The sequence below is a fragment of the Bartonella sp. AC158YNML genome (assembly GCF_042196725.1).
GTDB lineage: Bacteria > Pseudomonadota > Alphaproteobacteria > Rhizobiales > Rhizobiaceae > Bartonella.
Window position 1 is genome coordinate 1 of sequence record NZ_JBHIQU010000110.1, and the last position, 540, is coordinate 540.

At 36.7% G+C, this 540-nt stretch carries 1 pseudogene; it reads right to left on the bottom strand.

Going from position 1 to position 540, the window contains the following annotated elements:
- Window positions 1-263: 263 nt before the first annotated feature.
- Window positions 264-540: pseudogene (locus tag ACFIM1_RS09520) on the bottom strand (hypothetical protein); the annotation flags it as partial.

A 540-nucleotide genomic window follows, 5' to 3' on the forward strand; every position in this document is an offset into this window, starting at 1 on the left:
ACACATTAAATTCGTTATTTATCAATGTGTTATGTGTACAATGTACAGTCAATTTAAAAATTCTGTCGCTAGCGATAGTTCGCGCTCGCCTGCCCCGCAACGAAGCCAACCCGCTGGGAAGTACCTTTTTCATTGATTTTATTGATTTTTTTATGGAAAAAACAAAGCATAAGTGATAATCTGTTTTTAATATTGCAATAAGAATAGGTAATGCCTAAGCCCATAAGGATATGGAACATATAGATAAAGCGTGAGAACATGATCTATCCTTTCTTATTAGCAGCGTATTCTTGACGAGAAAGTTGTCTCTGTATGTTTTTGGTTAATCTTTCATTGGCTTCTTTTACAATAGCACTTGCAATCTCTGGCTTGGACATCACTTTAGCAATTGATGGTCCTTCTTGTTTTGCAATGGGGAATTGATCTCCGTCATCTCTTTGAAACACATTCCCTCCCATTTTCAAATCAACGCGCTTTGGAAAACTCCCACCCTTAATAAAACCATGAGGCAAGATTTCTTTCTTTCCAAATAGTGTGTAA